The 24,934-nt window shown below is 60.1% G+C and carries 21 protein-coding genes; 12 read left to right on the top strand and 9 right to left on the bottom strand.

Translation table 11 applies throughout. The features are described from left to right. The first annotated feature begins 42 nt into the window (after positions 1–42). A complete protein-coding gene (locus tag ACM6J5_RS19835) occupies positions 43–2,259 on the top strand; it encodes a putative bifunctional diguanylate cyclase/phosphodiesterase (RefSeq protein ID WP_305887007.1) in 2,217 nt (738 codons plus the stop codon). On the opposite strand, the gene ACM6J5_RS19830 is transcribed toward ACM6J5_RS19835, so the two are convergent. Next, positions 2,216–3,112, bottom strand: a complete 897-nt coding sequence (locus ACM6J5_RS19830) for an NAD(P)-dependent oxidoreductase (protein ID WP_095945388.1) — start codon at positions 3,110–3,112, stop codon at positions 2,216–2,218. The two genes, ACM6J5_RS19835 and ACM6J5_RS19830, sit on opposite strands and share 44 nt — an antisense overlap. 196 nt (positions 3,113–3,308) lie before the next feature. Here ACM6J5_RS19830 and ACM6J5_RS19825 point away from each other — a divergent pair, with 196 nt between their 5' ends. Next, positions 3,309–5,507 (top strand): hypothetical protein, encoded by a 2,199-nt coding sequence (locus ACM6J5_RS19825; protein ID WP_154861793.1) that lies wholly within the window; start codon positions 3,309–3,311, stop codon positions 5,505–5,507. Between the two features lie 275 nt (positions 5,508–5,782). On the opposite strand, the gene ACM6J5_RS19820 is transcribed toward ACM6J5_RS19825, so the two are convergent. Continuing rightward, positions 5,783–6,088, bottom strand: coding sequence for a DUF2288 domain-containing protein (locus ACM6J5_RS19820; RefSeq protein ID WP_095945387.1), 306 nt, complete (start codon positions 6,086–6,088; stop codon positions 5,783–5,785). Positions 6,089–6,438: 350 nt separating this feature from the next. On the opposite strand from ACM6J5_RS19820, the gene ACM6J5_RS19815 reads away from it, so the two are divergent. The 5 genes from ACM6J5_RS19815 to ACM6J5_RS19795 all read left to right on the top strand — a co-directional run bounded on the left by ACM6J5_RS19815 (position 6,439) and on the right by ACM6J5_RS19795 (position 11,442). Next, complete coding sequence (locus tag ACM6J5_RS19815; RefSeq protein ID WP_095945386.1) at positions 6,439–7,566, top strand: branched-chain amino acid ABC transporter substrate-binding protein; 1,128 nt, start codon at positions 6,439–6,441, stop codon at positions 7,564–7,566. A 233-nt stretch (positions 7,567–7,799) separates the two neighbouring features. After that, complete coding sequence (livH, locus tag ACM6J5_RS19810) at positions 7,800–8,723, top strand: high-affinity branched-chain amino acid ABC transporter permease LivH (RefSeq protein WP_008052916.1); 924 nt, start codon at positions 7,800–7,802, stop codon at positions 8,721–8,723. Further along, the gene (locus tag ACM6J5_RS19805; protein ID WP_008052917.1) at positions 8,720–9,976 is read left to right on the top strand and encodes a high-affinity branched-chain amino acid ABC transporter permease LivM; all 1,257 of its coding nucleotides are present in this window, start codon (positions 8,720–8,722) and stop codon (positions 9,974–9,976) included. The genes livH and ACM6J5_RS19805 overlap by 4 nt, the downstream gene beginning before the upstream one ends. Next, complete coding sequence (gene livG / locus ACM6J5_RS19800) at positions 9,973–10,740, top strand: high-affinity branched-chain amino acid ABC transporter ATP-binding protein LivG (protein WP_095945385.1); 768 nt, start codon at positions 9,973–9,975, stop codon at positions 10,738–10,740. The genes ACM6J5_RS19805 and livG overlap by 4 nt, the downstream gene beginning before the upstream one ends. Next, entirely contained in the window at positions 10,741–11,442 is a 702-nt protein-coding gene (locus ACM6J5_RS19795) for an ABC transporter ATP-binding protein (RefSeq protein ID WP_095945384.1), read from the top strand. Positions 11,443–11,615: 173 nt separating this feature from the next. Here the strand turns inward: ACM6J5_RS19795 and ACM6J5_RS19790 are convergent, their stop codons facing one another. Continuing rightward, a complete protein-coding gene (locus ACM6J5_RS19790) occupies positions 11,616–12,524 on the bottom strand; it encodes a LysR family transcriptional regulator (protein ID WP_095943937.1) in 909 nt (302 codons plus the stop codon). A gap of 106 nt (positions 12,525–12,630) precedes the next feature. On the opposite strand from ACM6J5_RS19790, the gene ACM6J5_RS19785 reads away from it, so the two are divergent. From ACM6J5_RS19785 to ACM6J5_RS19775, 3 genes are all read left to right on the top strand, one after another. Next, on the top strand, positions 12,631–13,227 hold the full coding sequence (locus ACM6J5_RS19785; RefSeq protein ID WP_095943936.1) for a short chain dehydrogenase: 597 nt from the start codon (positions 12,631–12,633) through the stop codon (positions 13,225–13,227). Between the two features lie 110 nt (positions 13,228–13,337). Continuing rightward, positions 13,338–14,006 carry a COG3650 family protein gene (locus ACM6J5_RS19780; protein ID WP_414929188.1) on the top strand — a complete coding sequence of 223 codons (669 nt, stop codon included), beginning with the start codon at positions 13,338–13,340 and terminating at the stop codon, positions 14,004–14,006. Positions 14,007–14,101: 95 nt separating this feature from the next. Further along, a complete protein-coding gene (locus ACM6J5_RS19775; RefSeq protein WP_095943934.1) occupies positions 14,102–15,715 on the top strand; it encodes an NAD(P)/FAD-dependent oxidoreductase in 1,614 nt (537 codons plus the stop codon). A 125-nt stretch (positions 15,716–15,840) separates the two neighbouring features. Here the strand turns inward: ACM6J5_RS19775 and ACM6J5_RS19770 are convergent, their stop codons facing one another. After that, the gene (locus tag ACM6J5_RS19770) at positions 15,841–16,938 is read right to left on the bottom strand and encodes a PLP-dependent cysteine synthase family protein (RefSeq protein WP_172435347.1); all 1,098 of its coding nucleotides are present in this window, start codon (positions 16,936–16,938) and stop codon (positions 15,841–15,843) included. Positions 16,939–17,185: 247 nt separating this feature from the next. On the opposite strand from ACM6J5_RS19770, the gene nhaA reads away from it, so the two are divergent. After that, positions 17,186–18,373, top strand: coding sequence for a Na+/H+ antiporter NhaA (nhaA, locus tag ACM6J5_RS19765; RefSeq protein WP_095943932.1), 1,188 nt, complete (start codon positions 17,186–17,188; stop codon positions 18,371–18,373). Between the two features lie 101 nt (positions 18,374–18,474). Here the strand turns inward: nhaA and ACM6J5_RS19760 are convergent, their stop codons facing one another. Next, positions 18,475–18,939 (bottom strand): glycine zipper 2TM domain-containing protein, encoded by a 465-nt coding sequence (locus ACM6J5_RS19760; RefSeq protein ID WP_007992400.1) that lies wholly within the window; start codon positions 18,937–18,939, stop codon positions 18,475–18,477. A gap of 165 nt (positions 18,940–19,104) precedes the next feature. Between ACM6J5_RS19760 and ACM6J5_RS19755 the strand changes: the two genes are divergently transcribed. Then, a complete protein-coding gene (locus tag ACM6J5_RS19755) occupies positions 19,105–19,341 on the top strand; it encodes a hypothetical protein (RefSeq protein ID WP_056720840.1) in 237 nt (78 codons plus the stop codon). Positions 19,342–19,346: 5 nt separating this feature from the next. Here ACM6J5_RS19755 and pdxH read toward each other — a convergent pair whose 3' ends face one another. From pdxH to ACM6J5_RS19735, 4 genes are all read right to left on the bottom strand, one after another. Next, positions 19,347–19,994, bottom strand: coding sequence for a pyridoxamine 5'-phosphate oxidase (gene pdxH, locus ACM6J5_RS19750; protein WP_095943931.1), 648 nt, complete (start codon positions 19,992–19,994; stop codon positions 19,347–19,349). A gap of 24 nt (positions 19,995–20,018) precedes the next feature. Beyond that, the gene (locus tag ACM6J5_RS19745) at positions 20,019–21,026 is read right to left on the bottom strand and encodes an OmpA family protein (RefSeq protein WP_095943930.1); all 1,008 of its coding nucleotides are present in this window, start codon (positions 21,024–21,026) and stop codon (positions 20,019–20,021) included. A gap of 113 nt (positions 21,027–21,139) precedes the next feature. Beyond that, positions 21,140–22,285: a serine hydrolase domain-containing protein gene (locus ACM6J5_RS19740; protein WP_095943929.1), complete on the bottom strand. Its 1,146-nt coding sequence runs from the start codon at positions 22,283–22,285 to the stop codon at positions 21,140–21,142. Between the two features lie 219 nt (positions 22,286–22,504). After that, positions 22,505–24,892: a beta-galactosidase gene (locus ACM6J5_RS19735; protein WP_414929187.1), complete on the bottom strand. Its 2,388-nt coding sequence runs from the start codon at positions 24,890–24,892 to the stop codon at positions 22,505–22,507. Positions 24,893–24,934 lie beyond the last annotated feature (42 nt).

Raw genomic sequence — 24,934 nt, 5'->3', positions numbered from 1 at the left:
GCGCTCATTGCAACGGCCTGAGGGATAACGATGGGGCATGCTATGGAGTGGCTTGGTTTGCATTTCATTACCGAGCTACCAGAGAGCGGGCAGGTCATACTCAATTGCACACATGACCCTTTTCTGGTGCTGCTGGCTTATCTGGTTGCCTGTGTCGGCAGTTTCGCGACACTGGACATGGCCGAACGGGTTGCTCACGCTGAAAAATCCGCGTCCAAGACACTCTGGCGCTGGGTGGGCAGCGGATGCCTGGCCGGCGGTATCTGGGCCATGCACTTCGTCGGGATGCTGGCCTTCCAGGCGCCTGTCGATCTTCACTACCAACTGCCTGTCACGCTGTTCTCGCTGATCATCGCGCTGCTCGCCGCGTGGCTGGCAATGCATACCCTCAGCCTCCCTGATTTGAGTTTGCAGCGGTGTCTCAAGGCATCGATCGGGATCGGCCTGGGTATCGCGACCATGCATTACGTGGGCATGACGGCCATGCACTCCAATGCCACGGTCTACTACCATCCGGGCCTGTTCGCCCTTTCCATCGCGATCGCGATCGGGGCCGCGCTGGCCGCCTTGCTGCTGGCATGGTATCTGCGCGATGGCGCCGGCATGCTGCATCAGCTCTTCAAATACAGCGCCAGCCTGTTACTCGGGACTGGCATCCTCAGTATGCACCTCACGGCCATGGCCGCCTTCAACCTGGTGCTGCCCAGCGACAGCCTGCCAGCGCAAACCGGCGAAAACAGCCAACTGCAACTGGCACTGACCGTGGCGGTCATGACCCTGCTGATCATCGGTAGCAGCATCAGCGCGGCGTTGGCGGACAAGAAACTGCAACGCAAGGACCACGACCTGCAACGGGTCAACTCCCTGCTCAGCCAACTGGACCAGGCGCGCATGTCGCTGCAACAGGTGGCGCACTACGACGCGCTGACCAACCTGCTCAACCGCCGGGGGTTCAACCAGATCTTCGCCGAAAAACTCATCGAGAAATCCAACAAAGGCGGGATGCTCGCGGTCATGTTCCTGGACATCGACCATTTCAAGCGGATCAACGACAGCCTTGGCCACGATGCCGGTGACGAACTGCTCAAAGTGCTGGCCGGGCACATCAAGAGCTCGGTTCGCAGTCACGAGGATGTGGTCGCGCGCTTCGGTGGCGACGAGTTCTGCCTGCTCATTGACCTGCGTGATCGTGAAGAGGCGCGCAATATGGCCCAACGCATCATGCTGAAAATGAAGGAGCCCATCGAGTTGGGCGGCAGGCGCATGGTCATGACCACCAGCATCGGCATCAGCCTGTTCCCGGAAGACGGCAAGACCTGTGAGGAGCTGTTGAAGAACGCCGACCTGGCGCTGTATCAGTCCAAGGGCGGCGGTCGCAACGGGCTGAACTTTTTCAGCGCCAACCTGAAAACCCGCGCCACACTCGAGCTGCAACTGGAAGAAGAGTTGCGCCACGCCCTGCGTGAAGACACTGGCCTGATACTCTATTACCAGCCGATCTATGACCTCAAGACCGGTCAGGTCAGCAAGCTCGAAGCCTTGATCCGCTGGCAACACCCGGTCCACGGTTTCCTCGTGCCGGATCGTTTTATCGCCATCGCCGAGGCCAACGGCCTGATCGCCGAGCTGGACAACTGGGTGTTGCGCAAGGCCTGCGAGGACTTGGGCGAGTTGTCGCGCCAAGGCTGTGAAGACCTGAAGATCGCCGTGAACTGCTCGCCCCTGAACCTGGCGCGCGAAGAACTGGCCGATGAAATCGAGTACGCATTGCGGGCCTCCGGTGTGGAGCCCCACCGTCTGGAACTGGAGGTCACCGAAAACGCCTTGATGGGCAATATCGCCAACACCCTGGTGCTGATGCGGCAGATCCGCGCCCTCGGCGTTTCGCTGTCGATCGATGACTTCGGCACCGGCTATTCATCCCTGGCCTACCTCAAGCGCTTGCCGCTCAACACGCTGAAAATCGACCGTTCGTTCATCCAGGACATACCCAAGGCGACCCAGGACATGGAAATCGTCCAAGCGATCATCGTCATGGCCCATACCCTGCACCTTCAAGTGGTCACCGAAGGAGTCGAAACCTTCGAGCAATACCAATTTCTGGAAAACCACGGCTGTGACTTCGTTCAGGGCTATCTGCTCAGCCGGCCGGTGCCGCTGGCCGAATTGCTTCCGGTGCTGAACGAAATCAACCAGCGCAAGCACGCCTGCACCGTCACGACGCTGAGTCTGGCTCACGGTACATCTGCACTAATGTAGACGGGTCCTTTTCAAGGAAACCCTGACTCCCATGCAGGCGCATCAACTGCGCGGCCAGACCGCTGATCGGTGTCGCCGAGCCTTGCTCACGGGAAAACTTCACCGCTGCATCCAGATCCTTGAGCAACGTGCGTACGTGCCACTTGACCGGTTCGAAACGGTTTTCAGCCATCTGCGGGGCCAGGAACTGCAACGGTTTCGAATCGGCAAAGCCGCCGGCCAGCGCTTCGGCGATCAGGCTGGCATCAACCCCGGAACGTTCCGCCAGCGCGACCACTTCGGCAATCACCAATGCATTGCAGGCAACGATCATCTGATTGCACGCCTTGGTCACCTGGCCTGCCCCGACGCCGCCCATGTGCGTCACACGCTGCCCCAGGTTCAACAGCACAGGCCGGACCCGCTCCAGATCCTGTACTTCACCGCCGACCATGATTGCCAGGCTTCCAGCCTCGGCACCGACCACGCCACCGGACACCGGTGTGTCGAGCCAGCCCATGCCGGTTTCAGCGGCGAGATTCGCGGCCATTTCCCGCGTGGCGTTGGGCTCCAGGCTGGAGAAGTCCACCAGCAACTGACCCTTTTTTGCTCCTTCCGCAATGCCTGCCGGACCAAACACAACCTCGCGTACGACCGACGTATCCGCCAGGCACAGCATGACCACGTCTGCGTGCTGGCACAGTTCGGCCGGGCTGGCGACCTGGCGTGCGCCGGCCTCCACCAGCGCCTTGCACTTGTCCGGATTGCGATTCCATACCGCCAGCTGATAACCCGCGGCCAGCAGGCGTCGGCACATCGGCAGCCCCATCAGGCCGATCCCGGCAAACCCTAGCGAAGGTAGCGTTGACATCATTTTGCCTCCTTTTGATTAAAGATCACCGAATATTGGCCGATTCAACATGACTCAGGAAAGGATTCACTCCGAGCAATGCTCAGGCTAAAGACCAAGGCATGGTCCAAGTACGCGCTGAAAAAAGACGCGATTGTATTCCGTGACGGTTCGACGACAGTGAGTCGGCCAACCAATCAGCCCAGGTAGATGGCGAACAATGACTTCTAAAAACAACCCGGCCACTGCGGTAACCGATCTGACGTTGAGCCCCGCGGCCAACAGCCCGTCATCACCGAAGCCATTGATTCAATCGCGCCCGTTGGCGACACAGCAATACCTCTATTTCACCGAAACCAACACCGACCGCATCCTCGACAACCTCGACGGCTTGCGCGACATGGTGTTCCCGCGCGCACCGCACCTGGAAGGCGACAGCGAACAGCACAGCGATCAAGAGTTCCCGTCGGTGTGCCTGATCGGCCTGGGCCGCTGCGGCTCGAACATTGCGCTGGACGTGGCGGAACTGGTGTACAACGCCCGTAAGTTCTACCTCAACGAATTCAACAACGAAGATCGCCTGTCGCCGGACAAGCGTTTTGCCGAAAAGGGCTACAGCCCGGCCCAGTGGATCCGCAACAACCTGCGCCTTGGCCAGAACAAAAACACCAAGCCGGTGTTTCTGGTCGAACCACTGGTGATGCTCGGCGACCTGGACAAGGACATCGCCGGACGCATCCGCTTCTCGCGCAAGGGCGAAAAAAGCGGCTTCCTGCGCGACTACAGCAAGATGAAAATCATGGACCTGTCGGAAGTCCACGCCGGTGGCGCCGGTAACGCGCCGATCCTTGGCCAGTACCTGGCCAAGATTATCCTGAACAAGGACACCCAGCGTTTCTCCAGCCCTGACTGGAAAATGATTCACTCGTACCTGATCGACAGCTGCGGCATCAAGGCCAACCAGTCGCGTCTGTATTTCTCGATCTTCAGTGCCGGCGGCGGCACCGGTTCGGGCATGGCCTCGGAATTCGGCCTGGCCCAGCAGCATTCGTACATGAACAAGACGTTCGACACCAAGCCGATGGACGAGCATGACAGCAAGAGCGGCCACTCCTTCGTCTTCGAACCGATCTTCACCAGCGGCATCTGTGTGCTGCCGAACATTTCCGATCACCGCAGTGAAATGTCCGAGGCCCTGCACATCAACGCCGGCCGCCTGCTGTGCAAATACCTGTCGGAAGAGTGGGACTTCTCCTACAACTTCGCCAACGAAGACAGCAGCGAAGCCAGCGTCATGGGCCGCATCCGCCCATGGAACGCGATGATGCTGATCTCCAACGACATCATGCGTTACGCCGAAGAGAACGATGACGGCAATATCCAGAACATTGATGTCAATGCCATGGAAAAGCATGCCAACCAATACATCTCGCAGCAGATCTTCAACATCCTGACGGCCCAGGCGGTGACCACCGACTACGACCAGAACTATTTCCGTCGTGCCGGCATCGACATCGGCGAAACCATCCGCCTGGACGCCAACGACCTGTTCATGAGCCTGGCCGGTCCGGTGGCGATTGCCTACGCCGAGTCCGTGGTGCCGGAAACCCCGGCGCCGAGCAGCGACAAATTCAAGGTGTTCGAGAAAGAGCCACAGCGCCTGAACATCGACGACCTGTTCTTCCGTTCGATCGACCTGCCGCACTTCAACAAGGTCACCCAGGCCATCGAAGGCATCAGCCTGTTGCCGATTGAGTCCAAGCGCTATCGCGCGTCGCTGGAGCAGTACAAGAACTCGGGTTACGACGCGGCAGCCCTGCATGACCTGCACTTCTTCAAGAATTGCTCGTCGGTGGTGTCGATCGTTTCCTTGCCCAAGGACTACAAGCTGTCCTACATGGATTTGAACCGGTTGAAGACTCACCTCAACAGCCTGTTCCCCAACACCACGCTCAAGCGCTACGCGCTGGTGATCGGTGCTTCGGCCAACCTGTCGCTGACCACCCTGATCGCCAAGAGCCCGTGCCTGTCGGACGATTTCCTGACGCTGATCGTGGCCTTCATCAAGCGCTGCTTCGCGAAAAACCCGTACCGTTTCGACGAGACCCTGGACAACTCGATCCTGGACTTCATCATCAATGAACAGTTCGATGAAGACCGGATCGACGAGTTGCTCAACGAATTCGAGAACCCGGCGAAGATCCTCGATACCAACTGGTACGCAATCAAGCCGATGTACGAGAAGAAGTACCGCGAGCTGATCAACGACAAGGACAAGTTCGTCTCGATCAACGACATCCGCCTGTCCCGGGATTGCGTGAAGAAATCGATCAAGTACCTGCGCGAGATCTACCGTCACCGCATTGGCAAGACCAAGGTTATTTCGTTGAATAACCATACGGGCAAGACCGCTCACTAAGTGTCGCCCCCATTCGCGAGCAGGCTCGCTCCCACATTGGATCTTCAGAGCATATGAGATCCCTGTGGGAGCGAGCCTGCTCGCGAAGGCGGCCCCACAATCAACGCAAATCAACATCCAGAAACAATTGAGCAGACGTTCAGTTGCCCTCTCAACTGTTCCCGTTACGTTTACGTCACCGTGAAGCTGTGGCCTTTCTCTACGGCAACATGCCATCACGCTACTCGGCTACACACTTTTCCCTCCGAAAGAAGCGCACCATTGAGGTGCAACCTTTAAGCCTGCGACCTTTCCTGGATCAGAATCCACGGCGAAACAACCACGGCCCACAGCTGCGGATCACGCTCAAAAAGATCCAGCGCCCGTGTTTCAGACAGCTTGCCGAGCTTGTCAGCGGCCAGCCAGGCAGCCACTTTCTCCCCTTCATCCTGGGCCACGGCCTCGGCGGCGGCGATCAGATCCATGCCAGGATCGACCCACAATAGGGCGCCCTTGGCGAAGAACGGCTCCAGCTCTTTCCAGGTAATAGATGCGGTTTCACCAAGCAGCTTGGCATAGAGGGTGCTAGGTTCTTGATTCATGGGACTGTCCGGAAAAGAAATCGACGTAGATGATAACGTCGGTGGTCTGGCAGAAAAACCCGGATGCAATTGAGTGACCGAAATGAAAAGCGCAGGAAAGCCAGGGAATGCACTGAATATGGCTATAAGCCCCTCAACACCCCGCCGCAATTCTGTCTTTTACTTTCAATAAAGCGACACTTGCAGGTTTTGTCCCCCGGCGCCGCCTTCCCAGGCTGACAATCGGCGCTCTACACTGTACCGGTACAGTTGCCGAGGGACTTTTCCGGGGAATGTCGCAGATATCTGACCCGGTTCTGCTGCTTTCGGCGCCAGGACTATAAAAACTACAACAGTAAGAGTGGAGCACTATGACTAAGGCTACTAAGCAGATTTCCAAACTGTTTGCCGCTATGGTTCTGGCCGGGGTTGCCAGCCATTCGTTCGCAGCTGACACCATCAAGATCGGCATCGCCGGCCCTAAAACCGGCCCTGTAGCCCAATACGGCGACATGCAGTTCAGTGGCGCCAAAATGGCCATCGAGCAAATCAACGCCAAGGGCGGCGTAGACGGCAAGCAACTCGTAGCCGTTGAATACGATGACGCCTGTGATCCGAAACAAGCTGTGGCCGTCGCGAACAAGGTCGTCAACGACGGCGTCAAGTTCGTGGTAGGTCACCTGTGCTCCAGCTCCACTCAACCGGCTTCGGACATCTACGAAGACGAGGGCGTGATCATGATCACCCCGGCTGCCACCAGCCCGGACATCACCGCCCGTGGTTACAAAATGGTGTTCCGCACCATCGGTCTGGACAGCGCCCAGGGCCCTGCCGCCGGTAACTATATTGCCGATTTCGTAAAACCGAAGATCGTTGCTGTTCTGCACGACAAACAGCAATACGGTGAAGGCATCGCCACCGCCGTGAAGAAAACCCTGGAAGGCAAAGGCGTGAAAGTCGCCGTGTTCGAAGGCGTCAACGCCGGCGACAAAGACTTCTCCTCGATGATCGCCAAGCTCAAGCAAGCCAATGTCGACTTCGTCTACTACGGCGGCTACCACCCGGAACTGGGTCTGATCCTGCGTCAATCCCAGGAAAAAGGCCTGAAAGCCAAGTTCATGGGTCCGGAAGGCGTGGGTAACGACTCCATTTCGCAGATCGCCAAGGACGCTTCCGAAGGCCTGCTGGTGACCCTGCCGAAATCCTTCGACCAGGATCCGGCCAACGTTGCCCTGGCTGATGCGTTCAAAGCCAAGAAAGAAGACCCGAGCGGTCCGTTCGTGTTCCCGGCCTACTCGGCTGTGACCGTGATCGCCGACGGTATCAAGGCTGCCAAGTCCGAAGACTCCGCCAAAGTGGCTGAAGCCATCCACGCCGGCACCTTCAAGACGCCTACCGGCGATCTGAGCTTCGACGAGAAAGGCGACCTGAAAGACTTCAAGTTCGTGGTTTACGAGTGGCACTTCGGCAAACCAAAAACTGAAGCCAAGCCTCAGTAAGGCGTTGCCTGACTGACTGCCAACAAAGCCCACGGCGTGCCGTGGGCTTTGTTTTACGAACGTATCTGGGCCGCGCTGGCGTGATCCGCCAGTCTCCCCACCTGAAAATCTCAAAACCGTCATCAGCGGTTCGCTGGCAAACCCCGGATTCGAAGTGGATGCAGATCCACGGGGCCCGGGCGGGAAAATGACTCCACCAGTGAAATGCGTATCAGGTTTTTAGGAGCGCTGTAATGCCTGACATCTATCACTTCTTCCAACAGCTGGTTAATGGCCTGACCATTGGCAGCACGTATGCCCTGATCGCCATCGGCTATACGATGGTTTACGGCATCATTGGAATGATCAACTTCGCCCACGGCGAGGTGTACATGATTGGCTCCTACGTGGCGTTCATCGCCATCGCCGGGCTGGCCATGCTGGGACTCGACAGCGTGCCGCTGTTGATGACCGCCGCTTTTCTCGCCACCATCGTTGTAACCAGTGCCTACGGCTACAGCATCGAACGGATCGCCTACCGCCCCTTGCGCGGCAGCAACCGTCTGATCCCGCTGATCTCCGCCATCGGCATGTCGATCTTCCTGCAGAACACCGTTCTGCTGGCGCAAGACTCCAAGGACAAATCCATCCCCAACCTGATTCCGGGCAACTTTGCCTTTGGGCCAGGTGGCGCACATGAAGTGCTGATTTCCTACATGCAAATCGTGGTGTTCGTGGTGACCCTGGTCGCCATGCTCGGCCTGACCCTGTTCATCTCCCGCTCTCGCCTGGGTCGCGCCTGTCGCGCCTGCGCCGAAGACATCAAGATGGCCAACCTGCTGGGTATCAACACCAACAACATCATCGCCCTGACCTTCGTCATCGGTGCTGCACTGGCGGCCATCGCCGCCGTGCTCCTGAGCATGCAGTACGGTGTGATCAACCCGAACGCCGGTTTCCTCGTCGGCCTCAAGGCCTTCACCGCAGCAGTACTGGGCGGAATCGGCAGCATCCCCGGCGCCATGCTCGGCGGGATCGTGCTTGGGGTAGCGGAAGCCTTTGGTGCCGACATTTTCGGCGACCAGTACAAGGACGTCGTGGCTTTCGGTCTATTGGTTCTGGTGCTGTTGTTCCGGCCAACCGGCCTGTTGGGCCGTCCGGAGGTTGAGAAAGTATGACTAGGAATCTTAAACAGGCGCTGTTCAGCGCTTTGCTGGTGTGGGCCGTGGCCTACCCGGTGCTCGGTCTGAAGCTGACCATCGTCGGCATCAACCTCGAAGTTCATGGCACCAGCGACGCCACCCTGATCACCATCGCGGTGTGCTCGGTGCTGATGTTCCTGCGTGTGCTGTTCGACCAGCAGATCAGCTCGGCCTGGCGCTCTTCGCCAAGCATGCCGCTGATCCCGGCCAAGGCCAGCAACTTCCTGACCCTGCCGACCACTCAACGCTGGATCATCATCGCGTTGATCGCCGGTGCCCTGGTCTGGCCGTTTTTCGGCTCTCGCGGTGCGGTGGATATCGCCACGCTGGTGCTGATCTACGTGATGCTCGGCCTCGGCCTGAACATCGTGGTTGGCCTGGCCGGCCTGCTCGACCTGGGTTACGTCGGTTTCTATGCCGTTGGCGCCTACAGTTATGCGCTGCTGTCGCATTACTATGGCCTGAGCTTCTGGATCTGCCTGCCGATTGCCGGCCTGATGGCAGCCACGTTCGGCTTCCTGCTCGGTTTCCCGGTACTGCGCTTGCGTGGCGACTACCTGGCCATCGTGACCTTGGGCTTCGGTGAAATCATCCGGCTGTTCCTGCGTAACCTGACCGACATCACCGGTGGCCCGAACGGCATCAGCAACATCGAGAAACCGTCGTTCTTCGGCCTGACCTTCGAACGTAAAGCGGCTGAAGGCCTGCAGACGTTCCACGAGTACTTCGGCCTGGAATACAACTCGATCAACAAGGTGATCTTCCTCTACCTGGTTGCGTTGTTCCTCGCGCTGTTCGCTCTGTTCGTCATCAACCGCTTGCTGCGCATGCCTCTGGGCCGTGCCTGGGAAGCCCTGCGTGAAGACGAAATCGCTTGCCGTGCACTGGGTCTGAACCCGACGATCATCAAACTGTCAGCCTTCACCCTCGGTGCCTGCTTCGCCGGTTTCGCCGGCAGCTTCTTCGCTGCGCGTCAGGGCCTGGTGACACCGGAGTCCTTCACCTTCATCGAGTCGGCGACCATCCTCGCCATCGTGGTGCTGGGCGGCATGGGCTCGCAACTGGGTGTCGTGCTCGCCGCCACGGTGATGATCCTGTTGCCGGAAATGATGCGTGAGTTCAGTGAGTACCGCATGTTGATGTTCGGCGCCTTGATGGTGCTGATGATGATCTGGCGCCCTCAGGGTCTGCTGCCCATGCAACGTCCTCACATGGAGCTGCGCAAATGAGCCGCGAGATCCTGAAAGTAGAAAACCTGAGCATGCGCTTCGGCGGCTTGCTGGCGGTCAACGGCGTGGCCTTGAGCGTGAAAGAGAAACAAGTGGTTGCGCTGATCGGCCCCAACGGCGCCGGCAAGACCACCGTGTTCAACTGCCTGACCGGCTTCTACAAGCCGAGCGGCGGCAGCATCCTGCTCGACGGCGAGGCCATCGAAGGCCTGCCCGGCCACAAGATCGCCCTCAAGGGCGTGGTGCGCACCTTCCAGAACGTGCGGTTGTTCAAGGACATGACCGCGGTCGAGAACCTCTTGATCGCCCAGCACCGTCACCTGAACACCAACTTCCTGTCCGGTCTGTTCAAAACGCCGTCGTTCCGCAAAAGCGAGCGCGAGGCCATGGAATTCGCCGAGTACTGGCTGGACAAGGTCAACCTCACGGCATTCGCCAACCGTCCGGCCGGCACCCTGGCCTACGGTCAGCAACGTCGCCTGGAAATCGCCCGCTGCATGATGACCCGTCCACGGATCCTCATGCTCGACGAACCGGCCGCGGGCCTGAACCCGAAGGAAACCGAAGACCTCAAGGCGCTGATCAGCATGCTGCGTGAAGAGCACAACGTCACCGTGCTGCTGATCGAACACGACATGAAACTGGTCATGAGCATTTCCGACCACATCGTCGTGATCAACCAGGGCACCCCCTTGGCCAACGGCACGCCGGAACAGATCCGCGACAATCCTGAAGTGATCAAAGCCTACCTGGGGGAAGCGTAAATGCTGCAGTTCGAAAACGTTTCCACCTTCTACGGCAAGATCCAGGCCCTGCACAGCGTCAACGTCGAAGTCCGCCAGGGCGAGATCGTGACCCTGATCGGTGCCAACGGTGCCGGCAAGTCCACGCTGCTGATGACGCTTTGCGGTTCGCCGCGAGCCCACAGCGGCAGCATCCGCTATATGGGTGAGGAACTGGTCGGCCAGGAATCCTCGCAGATCATGCGCAAGAGCATTGCCGTGGTGCCGGAAGGTCGTCGGGTGTTTTCCCGCCTGACCGTGGAAGAAAACCTGTCCATGGGCGGTTTTTTCACCGCCAAGGGCGACTATCAGGAACAGATGGACAAGGTTCTCGGACTTTTCCCACGCCTGAAAGAACGCTTCGCCCAGCGTGGCGGCACCATGTCCGGCGGCGAACAGCAAATGCTCGCCATCGGCCGTGCGCTGATGAGCAAGCCTAAACTGTTGCTGCTCGACGAGCCTTCCCTGGGCCTGGCACCGATCATCATCCAGCAGATCTTCGACATCATCGAACAACTGCGCAAGGACGGTGTGACGGTGTTCCTGGTCGAGCAGAACGCCAACCAGGCGCTGAAAATCGCTGACCGTGCCTACGTTCTGGAGAACGGCCGGGTGGTGATGCAAGGCACCGGTGAAGCCCTGTTGACCGACCCGAAAGTGCGCGAAGCGTACCTCGGCGGCTAAGCCTTTGCGGTAAACAAAAAACGGCCTTCACAGGCCGTTTTTTTTATGCCCGCCATGAGATCCCTTGTAGGAGCGAGCTCGCTCGCGATGGACGTTAACGATGACGGGGGCTGGCTGGATGAACGTGGTGTCTATACGTTCTTCGCGAGCAAGCTCGCTCCTACAGGGGGTCGTTACAACCGATCCAACACTTCCCCACTGCGCTTGAACCACCCCATCAAATAATCCGCCAGTACCTGCGTGCGCTTGGGCAATCCACCCTGATAAGGATGCACCAGGTACATCGGCATGCTGCGGGTCTGATAATCGCGCAGGAGCCATCGCAAACGCCCGTCGGCCAGTTCTGTTGGCAGACAGTAGGACGGCAGGCGTGCAATACCGGCACCGACCAGCGCGGCTTTCTTCAACAGGTTGTAATGGTTGCTGGCGAACGGTCCCGATACCCGCACCCGCAACAACTCATGCTGCTGGTGATACAGCCATTCTTCGCGACCGCTGTAATGGCTGTTGAGCAGGCAACGATGTTCGGCCAGCGCCTGGGGCGTTTGCGGTTCACCGTATTGCTCCAGGTAAGCCGGGCTGGCACAGGTGAGCTCTTGCCACGCCAGCAACGGGCGCGCCACCAGTCGCTGGTCAATGGCCACGTCGGAACGAATCGCCAGATCGAAACCGTCGCGAGACAGTTCACGGTAGCTGTTGTTGAGCTCCAGTTCGATCTGCACTTGGGGATACTTGGCGGAGAACTCCAGCAACAGGCCATCGAAGAAGGTTTCCCCGAGCGACACTGGCACCGTCATCCGCACCGGGCCGGCCATGTCGTCTTTCAGACGCGCCAGGGCCTGGCGCGCCCGCTCGACTTGCACCACCAGCGCCTGGGCCTGGGGCAACAACGCAGCGCCGGCCGCGGTCAGGCTCAAGCGGCGGGTGGTGCGCTGCAACAGCACCACGGAAAACTGCGCTTCCAGCTGGCTGATACGCTTGGACAACTGGCCTTTGCTGCAACCGAGCTGCTGCGCCGCCAGGGTGAAACTCCCCGCTTCGATCAACACCGCGAACGCGGCAAGATCATCCATCTCGCTCATGGATTGTTTCCATTTGAAAACCAAAGGTTGCCTATTAGTGCGCTTATCTGGAGAAAAAACCACCCTAAACTGAAGCCTCGTTCAACCCACAACGAGGATCAGCCCCATGAAAATTCTTTTGATCGGCGCAGGCGGCACCATCGGCTCGGCCGTCGACAAGGAACTGTCGCAACGCCACGAAATCATCCGCATCGGTCGCACCAGCGGCGACTTTCAGGTGGACATCAGTGACAGCGCCTCGATTCGCAAACTGTTCGAGCAGACCGGAAAATTCGACGCACTGGTATGTGCAGCCGGCAACGTGACCTTCGCACCGCTCAATGAGATGACCGAAGAGAGCTTTGCCCTGGGCCTGAAAGACAAGCTCATGGGCCAGGTCAACCTGCTGCTGATCGGCCGCGAGTTCGCCAATGACCGCGCATCGTTCACCTTCACCACCGGCGTGCTCAGTCACGATCCGATCTACAGCGGTGCCTCGGCAGCACTGGTCAACGGTGCACTGGACAGCTTCGTCCGGGCCGCCGCCATCGAACTGCCGCGCGGCTTGCGCGTGAACTCGATCAGCCCGAACGTCCTCGTCGAAGCCATGGGCAAATACGCGCCGTACTTCCGTGGCTTCAAGCCGGTTCCTGCGGCGGATGTGGCTTTGGCCTACGCCAAAAGCGTGGAAGGCCTGCAAACAGGTCAGACCTTTCACATCTGAAGATAAAAAATCGCAACCTGCATCAGCGCCAATACAACGTGGAGACGATAACGGGTTGTGATGAACGGTCAGGCTGAGTAACGTGGCGACACTTGTCAGGAGACCCCAAGATGCGTGTTGCCCGTTCCTTAGTCCTCGTTGCCCTGCTTCCGCTGTTTGCCGCTTGCCAGTTGTTCGACGGTGAACGGCAGAGCGCCTCCCATGTCGGCCAGACACGCATGCAAGGCCAGTTGACCGTGGCGGAGGGCAGACTGCTGTTCCAGCCGTGCAACCAGACAAACCGCTACGTGGTCAACGACACGGGCGGTACCAGCGTCCTGCAGCAGGCCGCAAACCTGGCGGACAAGCAGGGCAAGCTGTTTGCCGACGTGCGCGGACGGGTTGTGGCCGGCAGCGGTGGTGACGGCCAGCTCGATCTGGAGCAGTTGTACCGCGTCGAGCGCTCGGGCAACGCGTGCGACGATCCGAACTTCAAGCTGCTGATCCTGCGCGCCGCCGGCCACACCCCGGAGTGGAGCGTGAAAGTCAGCGGCAAAGGCATGGTCCTCGACCGGGCCGGGCAGCCGCCGTTGGCCGTGCCTTACGTCGAGGAGCAATTGGGCGATGGCCGTTTCAACCTCAGCACCGAAGCCAACAACCAGCACATCGAACTGTGGGTTGCACCGCAACGTTGCGTCGACAGCAGCACCGGCAGCATCCAGCACATGAGCGCCGAGTTGCGCATCGACGGTCAGGTACAGCGCGGCTGCGGGTATTTCGGCGGATCGCGCGACGACTGATCGTATAAGCCTCACGGGCCTGCGCCTTTGCGGCTTATAATCGCGGGCTTCAAACGCCCTGGCGCAGTTGTGCGCCCCGCGAACCGGATCCCGCCATGTTACGAATCACCGAACTCAAGTTGCCGATCGACCATCCCGAAGAAGACCTGCGCCCTGCCATCGTGCAGCGCTTAGGGCTTGCCAGCGATGACCTGCTCGATTTCACCTTGTTCAAGCGCAGCTACGATGCGCGTAAAAAGTCCTCCGAGCTGTGCTTCATCTACACCATCGACCTTGAAGTTCGGGACGAGGCGTCGGTACTGCAAAAGTTCGCCGATGACCGTAACGTCAGCGTGGCGCCGGATGTCAGCTACAAAGCGGTCGGCCAGGCACCGGCCGACCTGAGCGCGCGTCCGATCGTCGTCGGTTTCGGTCCGTGCGGGATTTTCGCCGGGCTGCTGCTGGCGCAAATGGGCTTCAAGCCGATCATTCTCGAACGCGGCACCGAAGTACGCCAGCGCACCAAGGACACCTGGGGCCTGTGGCGCAAAAGCGTGCTCAACCCGGAATCCAACGTGCAGTTCGGTGAAGGCGGCGCGGGGACATTCTCCGACGGCAAGCTCTACAGCCAGATCAAGGACCCGAAGTTCCTCGGCCGTAAAGTCTTGCACGAATTCGTCAAGGCCGGTGCCCCGGAAGAGATCCTCTACGTCAGCAAACCGCACATCGGTACGTTCCGTTTGACTGGCGTTGTGGAAAACATGCGTGAACAGATTCGCGCCCTGGGCGGTGAAGTGCGCTTCCAGCAGCGTGTCACCGATGTGTTGATCGAAGACGGCCAACTGGTCGGCGTCGAGCTCAACGGCGGCGAGCAGATCCACTCGAAACACGTGATCCTGGCCCTCGGCCACAGCGCACGCGACACCTTCCGCATGCTCCACGGCCGTGGCGTGTTCATGGAAGCCAAGCCGTTCTCGGTGGGTTTCCGCATCGAGCACCCGCAGTCGCTGATCGACCGTGCGCGCCTGGGCAAATACGCCGGCCACCCGAAACTGGGCGCCGCCGACTACAAACTGGTGCACCATGCCAAGAATGGCCGTTCGGTCTACAGCTTCTGCATGTGCCCGGGCGGCACCGTGGTGGCGGCGACCTCCGAGCCGAACCGCGTGGTCACCAACGGCATGAGCCAGTACTCGCGTAACGAGCGCAATGCCAACTCCGGTATCGTCGTCGGCATCACGCCGGAAGTCGATTATCCGGGCGGCCCGCTGGCCGGTATCGAGCTGCAGGAACGTCTGGAATCCCATGCATTCGTGCTGGGCGGCAGCAACTACGAAGCGCCGGCGCAATTGGTCGGCGATTTTATCGCAGGCAAACCGTCCACCGAACTGGGCAGCGTCGAGCCGTCCTACAAGCCGGGCGTAGCCCTGGGTGATCTGGCGCTGGCACTGCCGGCATTCGCCATCGAAGCGATTCGCGAAGCTTTGCCGGCGTTCGAGAAGCAGATTCGTGGTTACTCGCTGCACGACGCGGTGTTGACCGGCATCGAGACCCGCACCTCCTCGCCGCTGCGCATTACCCGGAACGAGTTGTTGCAGAGCCTGAACGTGAAGGGCTTGTTCCCGGCCGGTGAAGGTGCCGGCTATGCGGGCGGGATTCTGTCGGCGGGTGTTGATGGGATTCGCATTGCCGAGGCTGTGGCTCGGGACATCCTCGGCCTGGAAGCCTGACGCAAATCCCCTGTAGGAGCGAGCCTGCTCGCGATAGCGGTAGATCAGTCAACATCACTGTTGAATGCTGATCCGCCATCGCGAGCAGGCTCACTCCCACATTGGTACTCAGTGTCTGAAAGATCTCAGATATTGGCGCGCAACACCGACGCCGGCAACGGCTCACCCCGCTCCACCGTCGCCGCCACCGTCGCCATCAAACCACTCAGTTCATACCCCTGAGCCTTGAGCCAGTCCTGATCGTAATAGGTCGTGGCATAGCGCTCGCCGCTGTCACACAGAATCGCCACCATCGACCCCGTCTCCCCCGCCGCTTTCATGTGCTGGGCGGCCATCAGTGCGCCGATCAGGTTGGTCCCGCTCGACCCGCCCACATGGCGTCCCAGACGCTCCGCCAGGTAGTGCATGGCCGCCAGCGACAGGGCATCCGGCACTTTGACCATCGCGTCGATCACCTTGGGCAGAAACGACGCCTCCACCCGCGGCCGGCCGATGCCTTCGATGCGCGAGCCGTGGTCCAGTCGCAGGCTGGCATCGCCGGTCTGGTAGTAATCGAAGAACACCGAACGCTCGGCATCGGCACACAGCACGCGAGTGCCGTGCTGGCGATAACGCACGTACCGGCCCAAAGTGGCTGTGGTGCCGCCGGTACCGGGGCTGGAAATCAGCCAGCTCGGCTCGGGATGCTGTTCGAAGCGCATCTGCTGAAAGATCGACTCGGCAATGTTGTTGTTCGCTCGCCAGTCAGTGGCGCGCTCGGCGTAGGTGAACTGGTCGATGAAGTGCCCGTCGTGTTCACGAGCCAGGCGCTCGGACTCAGCGTAGATCTGGGTCGGATCGTCCACCAGATGGCTTTGGCCACCGTAAAAGGCGATCTGCGCAATCTTTTCCTTGGACGTGGTCGCTGGCATCACAGCAATGAACGGCAAGCCCAGCATGCGCGCGAAGTACGCTTCGGAAATCGCCGTCGAACCGCTGGAAGCCTCAATGACCGGCGCGCCGGGTTTGAGCCAGCCGTTACACAACGCATACAGGAACAGCGAACGGGCCAGGCGGTGCTTGAGGCTGCCCGTGGGGTGGCTGGACTCATCCTTGAAATACAACTCGATGTCCGGAAAACCCGGCAGCGGCAAGGGGATCAAGTGGGTGTCGGCGCTGCGCTGGAAATCGGCTTCGATGATCCGGATCGCTTCGCGGGACCACTGTCGGTTGTCGCTCATGATGGTTTTCTCGTTGTATCGGGCAGGAGTCGGCCTTATGACAAGGCTCATCCAACAAGCTTAGGAAAAATCCTGCGTCCAGCACAGGTACAGCTGAAATCCAATACGCCCGGCAACTGCTAGGCTCAGGTCGGTGCCGAGGGATCAGTCTGTAACGACATATAACAAAAAAGAATATAACTTTTGTTTTAACAACTAACAGTACTTGTTAGGGTGTAACACCTTTTGAATTCACAGATGGAGAGCGACCTTGCCTCTGCGTAGCACTTTCACGCGTTTCTTTCAGTTGGAAGCTGCCAGCGGTCTGTTACTGATCGCCGCTGCCGTTCTGGCTCTGATTATCAACAACTCGCCGCTGTCGTGGCTGTACAACGGCCTGCTGGACACCCCCGTGGTGGCCCAGATCGGCGCGCTGAAAATCGCCAAGCCCTTGCTGCTGTGGATCAACGACGGCCTGATGGCGCTGTTCTTCCTGCTGATCGGCCTGGAAGTGAAGCGCGAAGTCCTCGACGGCCAGTTGTCCAGACCGTCGCAAATCGTCCTGCCCGGTGCCGCCGCCATTGGGGGCATGGTGGTGCCGGCGCTGATCTACTGGTACCTCAATCGCGACACGCCACCGGCCCTCAACGGCTGGGCAATCCCGACCGCCACCGACATTGCCTTCGCCCTTGGCGTGCTGGCGTTGCTGGGCAAACGGGTTCCGGTATCGCTGAAACTGTTCCTGATGACCCTGGCGATCATCGACGACCTCGGCGCGATCATCATCATTGCGATCTTCTATTCCGGCGCGTTGTCGACCCTGTCCCTGGCGCTGGCCGCGACCTGTATTGCGGCGCTGATCGGGATGAACCGGCTCGGTGTGGTCAAGCTTGGGCCGTACATGATCGTCGGCCTGATCCTCTGGGTCTGCGTACTCAAGAGCGGTGTCCACGCCACCCTGGCCGGCGTGACCCTGGCTTTCTGCATTCCGCTGCGCACGAAAAATGCCGAACCTTCGCCTTTGCTGACCCTGGAACACGCCCTGCATCCATGGGTCGCCTACGGCATCCTGCCGCTGTTCGCCTTTGCCAATGCCGGCCTGTCCCTGAGCGGAGTCACCGTCGAAAGCTTCACTCACCATGTTCCGATGGGCATCGCCATCGGGCTGCTGCTGGGCAAGACCGTCGGGGTCTTCGGCCTGACCTGGCTGGCCGTGAAAACCGGTATCGCCGCCTTGCCCCAAGGCGCCAACTGGGGCCAGATACTGGGCGTAGCAATACTCTGCGGCATTGGTTTCACGATGAGCCTGTTTGTGGGCTCGCTGGCCTTCGAGCCGGGCGTGAGTGATTTCGCCGGGATGGACCGCATGGGGATCTTGACCGGTTCGATTCTGGCGGCGCTGATCGGTTATGTGGTGACGGCGATGGCCAGCCGCAAGAACACTGCGCTGACCTCCTGATAAACCGCAATAACGCCTGGCGCCGATCAAGCCCCTCCTGAGCTGAAAAACAAAAAACCCGATCAGTCACCTGATCGGGTTTTTTTATCCGGTGTTTGCGCTTAGTGCGAAACGCGACTGGTGCCATTCACACTGGCGATGCGCACACGCTCGCCAACACGGAACACTTCGTTCGGCTGAACTTCCTGAACGTAGGCGCGCATGCTGCCATCGTCTTCGCGCACGGTAATTTCCACGCCCTGGGTGCGGGTCAGGCCTTCTTCAGCGGCTGAACCGAGCAGGCCGCCGGCCACGGCACCGATGACTGCAGCAACGACGCTGCCTTTGCCGCCACCGATGGAGCTGCCGCCAACGCCCCCGACCACTGCGCCAGCAGCGCCGCCGATCGGGGTTTTGGTGCCTTCGATTTTCACCGGGCGCAATGCTTCGATGGTACCCATGCGAACGGTCTGCACACGACGCGCCTCGTCACGGGAATAGGAGTCACCGGTCAGGCTCGATTGGCAACCAGTGAGCAACATCGCCATCGTGGAAAAGGAAGCAACCAGTAGAACAGACTTACGCATAGCATCAACTCCAAAGAAACAGTTGTTCATTAAACTCCGCCGCTTGACGCCTGTCACGGCATCGCCCGGGTAAAATTGGTTTGATTCAGGCTCCGTTAAGGCGCCTCCACGAACTCACACAGTAGCGGCAAATTCGCAAAACTGCCCCACTGGCCAAGGATTTCAATGGACTATTTTATCATCGTCGTCACGACTGTTGCCGGTTTGTACTTCCATTGGTGGCTGTACGTGCGGATCAAACGCTGGATGGACCGCGACCTGGCGCTAGCGCTGGCGGGCAAGGACGAGCAGAAAAAAGCCTTCATGCTCGAACGATTGGCGAGTGCCCGGGCGCAAAAGATCAAGCGTCGAGACCTGCCGAAGTGGCTGGAAGCCGCTGCGGCAGGCTATCCCGATCGGTAGACTGCTCAGGGTGCCAGACGTTCAAGAATCCAGTCGGCGCCCTGCTGGCGGTAGTTGAGGCGGTCGTGCAGGCGACTTGGGCGGCCCTGCCAGAACTCGATGCGCTCCGGCAGCAGGCGATAACCGCCCCAGTGTTCCGGGCAATGGGGTTGGGTGTCGCTGAAACGTTGCTCCGTGTCCTTGAGCAGCGCTTCGAGCTCGCTACGATCGGCGATCACCCGGCTCTGCGGTGACGCCCAGGCCCCCAGGCGACTGCCCAGTGGACGGACCTGATAATAGGCGTCGGACTCCTCAGGCGTCACCTTCACCACCCGCCCTTCGATGCGCACCTGGCGCTCCAGCGCCGGCCAGAAAAACGTCATGGCCGCGAACGGATTCGCAGCCAGATGCTGGCCCTTGGCGCTTTCGTAGTTGGTGAAAAAGGTGAAGCCCTGCTCGTCCAGGCCCTTGAGCAACAGAATGCGACAGTGCGGTCGACCATCCTGGTCGACGGTGGCCAGGGTCATGGCGTTGGCTTCCACCGGTGCCTGCTCGGTTTTCACCGCGTCGGCGAACCACTGGTGAAACAGAGCGAACGGCTCGGCCGGGGCTTGAGCCTCGGTCAGGCCATCACGGGTGTAGTCACGACGCATATCAGCCAGGCCCTGGGTCATGGCGCATTCCTTTTGGTTAACGAATCACTGCTTTGCAGTATCGGTGGCGACGACTTTCTTGTCAGCCGTCGAGGCTTTGGCTGGCGTGGTCTTTTTTGCCGGCGTTGCGGTTTTCGCAGGCGCTTTCTTCGCCGATGCTTTTTTCGCGGGGGCTTTTTTCGTTGCCGGAACCGAAGCCTTTTTAGTCGCAGGGGCCGGTGTCACAGGCTTGGCGACCGGCTTGGCGTCCGCGGCGGCAACCATGGTCACAGGTGCTGGAGCCGGCATGTTGTACTTGCTCAGCAGTGCGACCATGGTGTTTTGCGGGGTCACCAGCAGTTCCACGCGACGGTTCAACGCACGACCCTGCACGCTGTCGTTGGCGGCACGCGGTGCATCACCGCCCAGACCACGCAGCATCAAGCGATCACGCTGCAAACCACTGAGACGGAAAATCGCCGCAACGGACTGGGCACGCTCCTGGCTGAGTTTGACGTTGGCAGGCGCAGCGCCGGACGTATCGCTGTGGCCGAGGATCAACACAGCGGTCTTAGGATCGGCTTCAAGGATCTTGGCAACGCGGGTGAACGGACCGAGCGTGACTGGCAGCAGCATGGCCGGACGATCAGGGTTGAACGAGCCTTCGACCGGCGCAGTCACCACCAGTACGTTTTCACGGCGCTCGAGTTGCATGTTGCTGCCCTTGACCGCCTCGCGCAGTCGCGGTTCGTAGTCGTCAAGCCAGGCCTGGGTGACTTTCGGGTCTGGCATCGGTACAACCTTGGCAGTGCTCTGCTCGCTACCGCCGAACGGCCACCACCACTTGCTGCCGCTATCGGTTTCGGCCTTGGTCACCGCAACGGGTTTGACTTCAGGTTTTACCTCCGGCTTGGTCACGGGCTTGCCGGCGCTGTCGTCGGAACCGAACGGCCAGTACCAGTGGCTACCGCTTTCAGTCTTGGCGACAGGTGCCGTCGCGTCTTTCTGTGGAGTCTGTGCGCAACCGGTAATAGCGAAGCACAGGGCCAAAGCGAGGGTTTTATTGGATGACATTGGATATCCACAAAAATGAAGTCAAAAAAATCAGGCCACATTGGCCGGTAGAAGCAGACGCTTTGAAACTGGAAAGGCTAACGGGTTCCAGCCCTGGAACCCGATAGTCGTTTTTACAGACAAGTGGCCAGAACCCGCACCAGCTTTTGCGCGCGCGGGTCCATCAAGACGTACGGCCCCAGGGTATTTGTCACAAACCCGAAAGCCACATCGTGCTCCGGGTCGGCAAAACCGATGGAGCCGCCGGCACCCGGATGACCAAACGCCCGCGGGCCAAGGCCGAAGGTGGCATTGGCAACGTCCGGTTGATCGAGCATGCAGCCCAGGCCGAAACGGGTCTGGGTCAGTAAAGTCTTGTCCTCGCCGAGGCTGTGCTCGCGAGTCAATTCATCGAGCATTTCGCTTTCCAGGAGGCTGCCGTCCAGCAGGCCCGCGTAGAATCCGGCCAGGCTGCGGGCATTGCCATGACCATTGGCGGCCGGCTGTTGCATGCGTCGCCACTCGGGTTTGTTGGTGCTGGTCATGATCGACGGCGGGTTAGTGAACGCCCGGGTCGTCATGGCCGTTGGCTCACGCATGGTCACTTGCAACAGGCGCTGGGCAGCGGCATCGCCGACATTGCCCTTGCCCCGCGCAATGTGGGCCACGCGATGGAACTCTTCGTCGGCCAGACCCACATGAAAGTCCAGGCCCAACGGTTTGGCGACCCGCGCGACGATGGATTCCCCCGGTCCACGACCGTCGGCACGGCGCAGCAATTCGCCGATCAGCCAGCCATAGGTGATCGCCGCGTAACCGTGGCCTTCGCCCGGCGTCCACCACGGCGCTTCGGCGGCCAGGGCGTCAACCATGGTTTGCCAGTCGTAAAGGGCTTCGGGGGCCAGCAACTCGCGCAATGCCGGAAGGCCGGCCTGATGGCAGAGCAGTTGACGCAGGGTGACGGACGCTTTGCCCGCTGCAGCAAATTCGGGCCAGTAGCGCGCAACCGGGGCATCCAGTTGCAGCTTGCCTTCGGCCACCAATTGCAACGCGGTGACCGCGGTGAAGGTCTTGGTACAGGAGAACAGGTTGGCGATGGTGTCGCTGTGCCAGGCCTCGGCCCCATCCTTGTCGGCAGTGCCGGCCCACAGATCGACAACGGTTTCGCCGCCGACCTGAATGCACAACCCTGCGCCACGCTCCTGAGGATCGTCGAACAGCGCCGCGAACGCCTCTCGCACCGCTTCGAACTTAAGCTCGTAATGACCCTGAATCTGCACCCGTAACTCCCCGGATTAACGCTCTACAAAGTGGTCGGCATTGTTCCAGCCCTTGAAGGTTTTGGGAACAGGGTTGGGCCGGGCGGTCAACGTGTTACCGGTCCAAAATGCAACAGTGATGCTAATGATGTCTTCGCGAGCAGGCTCGCTCCCACAGGAGAATGCATTCCAAAGTGGGAGCGAGCCTGCTCGCGAAGAACGATGACGCGGTTTCGGGTCTTAGTGACCTTTGCCGGAATGCCCACCAGCACCCTTCCCCGGCCCCTTGCCGGCCTCGGCCTTGCGGCCGCCCTCGGCGTCGTGACTGGCTTTGTCGGCGGCGGCAGCCTTCTCGGCCTCTTTGCCCAGTTGCTCGACTGTCGCCAGGTTGCTCTTGCGCACGCTGTCGACAAAACCCTGGAACGGCAGATCAGTAATGCCCACCAACCCGAAGTGACCATTTTCACCGTCAAGCAAGCGCCCGGTGACCGGTTGATCGAGGTATTGGAACCAATGCACACCGACAATCGACGGCTCGCTCAATGCCTGCTTGAGGAAGTTGGCGTACGCCGGGCCGCGATCCTCTTCCTTCAACAACGGGGTGACGCCGCCCCAGAACGGGCCACGATCAGCCGAGCCGAAATTGAACTCGGTGATCAGCACCGGTTTGTCGAGACTGCGCAACTTAGCGAAGTCGTAACCATCCTGGGGTTGCAGGGTGTACATGTTGAAGCTCAACACGTCGCAGTACTGGGCGCAGGACTCCACCGCTTGCGGCGTGCTGATCGCGAAACGGCCACCGAGCAGCAGCTGGTTCGGCGCGTGCCACTTGAGTGAATCGGAGATAGTCTTGAAGTAAGTGTCGGCAAAGACCTTCTGGAAGTATTTGAAGTCGGCTTCGATTTCCGGGTGCTCGGCGCTCGGAAGCGGTGGCACGAACCCCGGATCTTCCATCAGCTCCCAGGCTGGCAGATCAATGCCCCAGGCTTTCGACAGGCCAGCCTGATTGCGGTACTTGTCACGCAGTTGCTTGAGGAACGCGCGCTTGGCCGGCACGTCGGTGGTCATTTTCAAAGTGCCGTAGGCCAGGGCATAACGGGCTTTCGGATCATCGCCTGGACCGGCCCAGGCCAGTTCGTTGTCGGCGTAGTAACCGATCAGCCACGGATCGTCACGATGGTCGCGGGCAGCAATCGCCACTGCACGCTCGATGGCCATGGCAAAACGCGGATCGAACGGGTCCGGCATGCCGCCCCACCAGTCGGTGCCGGTGCTGATGCTGGCGTAGTCGCCGACGATCGACAACGGCAAGGTGTAAGGCACACGATCAGCGTCGCCCAATACGGGTGCGCTCCAGTTGCCGACGGTGTTAAAGCCCCAGGCCTGCAAGCGATCGAGGGTGTGGCGGGCCCAGCGCTGCTCGTCGAATAGCGTTTTGCACGGTTCTACGGAATTCGGCGCTGCCGTCGCTTCGGACTTGGCTGTTTCGGCGACGCCGGCCTTGGTTTCTTTGCCCTGCGCGCAAGGATCGCCATACAGGCGCTGCAGGTTGGCAGCGTAAAAGTCGTACCAACGCCCGGCATTGTAGCCGCGCCCTTGATCGGCACCGTTGCCGCCACGGTTGTCGCCATCTCCGTAATGACTGGCCAGCGCCTCGTCAGCCTTGGGCAAGGATTCGAACATCCACTCGCGACCGGCAACGTAGGTCTGGTTGACATCCGGCGCCACGGTATTGACCCCAAGGGAATAGAACGGGTGCCCCTCGGGCGTCACCAGGTACCAGCGACCATCACGCTTTTCCGTGCGGAAAAAGCCGCTGGCCTTGAAGGTCGGGCCTTTGTTTAAACCACCGAACTTGTCCAGGGAGGACTTCTCGCGCTCGGCCAGCCAGGTTTTCAGTTGCTGCTGCTCTTTGGCGGCGGCGCTTTTCAGTTGTTCGTCGCTGCTGATTTTTTCTGGCCATTTGGCTCGGGTCGACTGGCCGTATGCATCCACTAACCCGCCATACACGGCTTGAGTGATCGACTCGCCGTCCTGCACACCAAAGCGCTCCAGCAGGATGCTTTGCGCGGCTTTGGGCTGGTCCATCGACAAGCTCACCGACACCACCTGGCTGCGATCCAGTTCACCGGCGCTGCTGGCCAGCAACACACGCTGGCCCTCGACGGTCATCGGCATCGGCGGGCCAGCCTTCATGCCCTGGCTCAACGGCGATGTCGCTTGCAGCGGTACCAACAGGGTTTGCGCAGGCCCCGCCGGCAGATCGACGCGGCTGACCAGGGTCTTGCCGTCGTTGCTCTGGATGGTCACGTACAGGGTCAAGGCCCAGTCCATCGCGCTCTGGATCCGCAGGCTCATGACGCCCGACTGCGACCAGTCCCAGGCGCCGGTTTGCGGGGTCAGGCGCAAAGTCGGCCGAGCGACCGGGTTGAACGTCACCCGGCGCAGCACTTCACCCTCGGGGGTTTGCTCGGCGTTGGATTGCGGCAGGCTGGCGTCCTGAGTCGCCACCTGGACCACGTCGGCGGGGCGCACAAAATTGAACAGCGTCTGCTGGCTGGCGGGGGCGGCCAATAGCGGTGTTGCGAACATCAGGGCAAAAACGGCAGGCAACGAACGGCAAATCATGAGAACGAATTTCTCCCTAACGACCTTCAATGGGCCAGTGGA

The organism is Pseudomonas sp. IT-P74 (assembly GCF_949768175.1).
GTDB lineage: Bacteria > Pseudomonadota > Gammaproteobacteria > Pseudomonadales > Pseudomonadaceae > Aquipseudomonas.
The sequence above is the reverse complement of the archived record's forward strand: the minus strand, read 5'-3'. Positions and strand labels throughout refer to the sequence as shown.

Excerpts from the sequence above, each read along its gene's own strand:
- ACM6J5_RS19825 (WP_154861793.1), top strand. The coding sequence starts at position 3,309 with ATGACTTCTAAAAACAACCCGGCCACTGCGGTAACCGATCTGACGTTG.
- ACM6J5_RS19735 (WP_414929187.1), bottom strand. The coding sequence starts at position 24,892 with ATGATTTGCCGTTCGTTGCCTGCCGTTTTTGCCCTGATGTTCGCAACA.
- ACM6J5_RS19790 (WP_095943937.1), bottom strand. The coding sequence starts at position 12,524 with ATGAGCGAGATGGATGATCTTGCCGCGTTCGCGGTGTTGATCGAAGCG.
- ACM6J5_RS19795 (WP_095945384.1), top strand. The coding sequence starts at position 10,741 with ATGCTGCAGTTCGAAAACGTTTCCACCTTCTACGGCAAGATCCAGGCC.
- ACM6J5_RS19820 (WP_095945387.1), bottom strand. The coding sequence starts at position 6,088 with ATGAATCAAGAACCTAGCACCCTCTATGCCAAGCTGCTTGGTGAAACC.
- ACM6J5_RS19815 (WP_095945386.1), top strand. The coding sequence starts at position 6,439 with ATGACTAAGGCTACTAAGCAGATTTCCAAACTGTTTGCCGCTATGGTT.
- ACM6J5_RS19805 (WP_008052917.1), top strand. The coding sequence starts at position 8,720 with ATGACTAGGAATCTTAAACAGGCGCTGTTCAGCGCTTTGCTGGTGTGG.
- ACM6J5_RS19830 (WP_095945388.1), bottom strand. The coding sequence starts at position 3,112 with ATGATGTCAACGCTACCTTCGCTAGGGTTTGCCGGGATCGGCCTGATG.
- livH (WP_008052916.1), top strand. The coding sequence starts at position 7,800 with ATGCCTGACATCTATCACTTCTTCCAACAGCTGGTTAATGGCCTGACC.
- livG (WP_095945385.1), top strand. The coding sequence starts at position 9,973 with ATGAGCCGCGAGATCCTGAAAGTAGAAAACCTGAGCATGCGCTTCGGC.
- ACM6J5_RS19785 (WP_095943936.1), top strand. The coding sequence starts at position 12,631 with ATGAAAATTCTTTTGATCGGCGCAGGCGGCACCATCGGCTCGGCCGTC.
- ACM6J5_RS19835 (WP_305887007.1), top strand. The coding sequence starts at position 43 with ATGGAGTGGCTTGGTTTGCATTTCATTACCGAGCTACCAGAGAGCGGG.
- ACM6J5_RS19755 (WP_056720840.1), top strand. The coding sequence starts at position 19,105 with ATGGACTATTTTATCATCGTCGTCACGACTGTTGCCGGTTTGTACTTC.
- ACM6J5_RS19745 (WP_095943930.1), bottom strand. The coding sequence starts at position 21,026 with ATGTCATCCAATAAAACCCTCGCTTTGGCCCTGTGCTTCGCTATTACC.
- pdxH (WP_095943931.1), bottom strand. The coding sequence starts at position 19,994 with ATGACCCAGGGCCTGGCTGATATGCGTCGTGACTACACCCGTGATGGC.
- ACM6J5_RS19760 (WP_007992400.1), bottom strand. The coding sequence starts at position 18,939 with ATGCGTAAGTCTGTTCTACTGGTTGCTTCCTTTTCCACGATGGCGATG.
- ACM6J5_RS19780 (WP_414929188.1), top strand. The coding sequence starts at position 13,338 with ATGCGTGTTGCCCGTTCCTTAGTCCTCGTTGCCCTGCTTCCGCTGTTT.
- ACM6J5_RS19775 (WP_095943934.1), top strand. The coding sequence starts at position 14,102 with ATGTTACGAATCACCGAACTCAAGTTGCCGATCGACCATCCCGAAGAA.